Consider the following 3,137-nt stretch of genomic DNA (forward strand, 5'->3'; position numbering starts at 1 on the left):
GCCGCCTGCCGCCCGCCCCGCCGATCGCCGTCGTCCGCCCGTTCCAGCGCAGCGGCGGCCGCTCCTGCTGCTGGCCGATCGGCGAGCCGGGCACGCCCGACTTCCGCTTCTGCACCGCCGAGGCCATCCCGAGTAAGCCTTACTGCCCCGAGCACGCCGCCGTCGCCTATGTGAAGGCGCGGGATCGTCGGGAAGACGCGGCTTAAGGTTTTCGAAGAGAAGACACAGAAAAAGCCCAGGGGAATGAATTCCTCTGGACCCCTTCTTCTTTCTGTCAGTGCTGCCGCGCGGCCTTGGCAGCGCGGGACACAACGCTGAACCGCAGCGCGACCTTCAAGGTCGCGCTGTTTTTGTATGAAAACGGCGTCCCGCCGTGATGCCCTGGTGTCGGTGCCGTTCAGGCGCTGGCCGTCAAACGGCCGACAGATAGAAAAAAGATGGGCGCAAACGTATACGTTTGCGGGGGGAATTCATTCCCCCAGCCTGCCCGATCTTCACCCCACCGCTGCTTCCCGCTTCCCGATCAGCTTCCGCCGGATCACGCCGGAGAGGGCGTCGATGGCGGCGACCGTCAGCACCATCAGGATGATGATGAAGGCCACTTCGTCCCAGTGGCGCACCTTGATGCGTTCGGCGATCTGCAGGCCGATGCCGCCGGCGCCGACCACGCCGAGGATGGCGGCGGAGCGGGTGTTGCTTTCGAAGAAGTACAGCGCCTGGGCCAGCATGACGGGCAGCACCTGGGGCAGCACGCCGAAGCGCAGCGCCTGCAGGCGGTTGCCGCCGGCGGCGACGACGCCTTCGCTCGGGCGTTTCTCGGCGTTCTCGATGGCCTCCGCATAGAGCTTGGCCAGCACGGCGAGGTCGCTGGTGAAGATGGCCAGCACGCCGGCCAGCGGGCCGAGGCCCACGGCGCGGACGAAAGCCAGGGCCCAGATCAGCTGGTCGACGCCGCGGATGCCATCGAACAGGCGGCGCACGGAGAAGCGCAGCAGGGTGACGGTGACCACGTTGCGGGCGCCGAGGAAGCCCAGCGGCACGGCGACCAGGGCGGCCAGCGCGGTGCCCAGGAAGGCCATGGCCACGCTTTCGGCGATGCCCTTCAGGATATCGAGCCACATCTCGCCGGGGCTGGGCGGCACCATCAGCCGCAGGATGGTGGCCAGGCCGGACAGGCCGTTCCACAGCCGGGTCGGCGTGATGTCGAACAGCCAGAAGCTCCAGCCGAGCCAGAGCAGGAAGGCCGCGCCGCCCAGCCAGCGCAGCGCCCGGGTGCGGCCGGTGGCGCCGAAGGCGCGCGGGTTGCGGCCCTGCCAGGCGGCGATATCGGAAGCGGAGAGGGCCATGCTCAGCGGGCTCCGTCGACGGTGATCAGGCGGTGGCGCAGTCGCTCGGAGAGCAGGTCGATCATCACCACGGCCAGGATGATCAGCACGACGATGGCGCTGATCTCCTCATAATAATTGAAGGCGATGACCTGGTAGAGCTCCTGGCCGATGCCGCCGGCGCCGACGAAGCCGATGACGCTGGCGCCGCGGACATTGATCTCGAAGCGCAGCAGGGCGTAGCTCAGCAGGTTGGGCGCCACCTGCGGCAGGATGGCGTAGCGGCAGGCCTGGGCCCAGTTGCCGCCGGAGGCGCGGACGCCGTCCCAGGGCTGCATCTCGGCATTCTCGATGACTTCCGCGAAGAGCTTGCCCAGCGCGCCGGCGGTGTGGATCATGATCGCCAGGATGCCGGCCAGCGGCCCGACGCCGAAGGCCCAGACGAAGATCAGGGCGTAGACGATTTCGGGCACGGTGCGGGTGGCTTCCAGCCCGCGCCGGGTCAGCTGGTGGATCAGGCGGGAGGGCGCCAGGTTGCGCGCCGCCGGGAAGGCCAGCAGCAGGGCGACCGCGGCGCCGCCCAGCGTGGCGAGGGCCGCCATCTGCGCCGTCTGCAGCAGCAGCAGCGCCCATTTGTCCAGGCGATAGAACCAGAAGGCCAGGCTGCCCTCGGTCTCCCAGTCGGCCAGCAGGTTCTGCCAGGTCAGCGAGGGCAGCACCTTGGCGAAATACTCGCCGATCCGGGGCAGGCCGGCCAGCAGGGAGCTCGGGTAGAACTCGCTGATGCGGGCGGCCAGCAGCAGGGCGGCGGCCAGCACGGCGAGGCCGAGCAGCGTCTGGTTGCGGCGCTGGCGGCGGAGGGCCTGGTAGGCGGCCTCCCCGCGCTGCACCACCGGCATATGGGCGGCCATGGCGTCCATCTGTTCCTATTCGCGGCGGCGACGCGCCACCGCCTCCTCTCGTCTGAGGTCGATGAAGATCTGGTAGTCCTCGTGGCGGGCCACGGCATATCCGGCGCCCTCGCCACGGCTGATCTGGCGGTAGATGTCCGGATAGGCGGCGGGCAGCGCCAGGAAGAAGGCGCGCAGGTCCTCCTTCAGCGCCGCCGGCAGGTCGGATCGCACCGTGATCGGGCCGGTGACGATCGGCTGGGAGCGCCAGACCAGGCGGATCTCGCCCATCTTCAGCATGCCCTTCTCGACCATGGCGCGCAGGTTACCGCGGCTGAAGCCGGCGGCTTCCTCGCCCTGGCCGGAGGCCCAGGTGCAGCAGGCGTCGTATTGCTTCTGCAGCACGGCGACCACCGCCTGCTCATGCCCGCCGGCGAAGCCGGTGCGGCTGAAATAGCGCTCGGTGTCGACGCCCTGGCGGCGCAGCGCGGCGCGCGGGATCAGGTAGCCGCTGGCGGAATTCGGATCGGCCCAGGCGAGCGACTTGCCGCGCATGTCGTCGAGTGCCGCGATGCCGCTGTCGGCGCGGGCCACCATGACGGCCAGGTAGCCGGTGGTGCCGTCTTCCTGGATCGGCACGACCAGCGGCTCGACGCCGCCCTTGGTGTCGAGCCAGGCGCCGGCATAGGCGGAGGAGCCGAGCGAGGCGAGCTCCACCTGCTTGGCGGAAAAAGCCTGCAGCGCGCCGGCATAGTCGCTGGCCGGGTAGAGCTTCACCGGCAGCTTGAAGGTGTCTTCCAGCAGGGCGCGGTAGTTGTCGAAGCGGGCGAGGCGGTCGACCTCGTTCTCGCCGCCCATCAGCGCGATGCCGAGCCGCGGCACCGCATCGGCCCAGGCGCGGCGGCCGGGGACGGGGAAGGGG

The 3,137-nt window shown here is 69.7% G+C and carries 4 protein-coding genes; 1 reads left to right on the forward strand and 3 read right to left on the reverse strand.

The features are described 5' to 3' along the window. On the forward strand, positions 1–206 hold a 206-nt coding region (locus tag GVN67_RS28540; protein ID WP_304621478.1), incomplete at its 5' end, for a GcrA family cell cycle regulator. 288 nt (positions 207–494) lie between these two features. Here GVN67_RS28540 and phnE (GVN67_RS28545) read toward each other — a convergent pair. From phnE (GVN67_RS28545) to phnD, 3 genes are all read right to left on the reverse strand, one after another. Next, positions 495–1,346, reverse strand: coding sequence for a phosphonate ABC transporter, permease protein PhnE (gene phnE, locus GVN67_RS28545; RefSeq protein WP_160000689.1), 852 nt, complete (start codon positions 1,344–1,346; stop codon positions 495–497). Positions 1,347–1,348: 2 nt separating this feature from the next. Continuing rightward, on the reverse strand, positions 1,349–2,236 hold the full coding sequence (gene phnE / locus GVN67_RS28550; protein ID WP_235035602.1) for a phosphonate ABC transporter, permease protein PhnE: 888 nt from the start codon (positions 2,234–2,236) through the stop codon (positions 1,349–1,351). A gap of 15 nt (positions 2,237–2,251) precedes the next feature. Continuing rightward, positions 2,252–3,137, reverse strand: an 886-nt coding sequence (gene phnD, locus GVN67_RS28555; protein ID WP_160000691.1) for a phosphate/phosphite/phosphonate ABC transporter substrate-binding protein, incomplete at its 5' end; no start/stop codon positions are given.

The organism is Roseomonas sp. 18066 (assembly GCF_902706185.1).
Taxonomy (GTDB): Bacteria; Pseudomonadota; Alphaproteobacteria; order Acetobacterales; family Acetobacteraceae; genus Pseudoroseomonas.

What these genes read in the sequence shown, in the direction of transcription:
- phnE (WP_160000689.1), bottom strand. Translation starts at nt 1,346, where the DNA reads ATGGCCCTCTCCGCTTCCGATATCGCCGCCTGGCAGGGCCGCAACCCG.
- phnE (WP_235035602.1), bottom strand. Translation starts at nt 2,236, where the DNA reads ATGGCCGCCCATATGCCGGTGGTGCAGCGCGGGGAGGCCGCCTACCAG.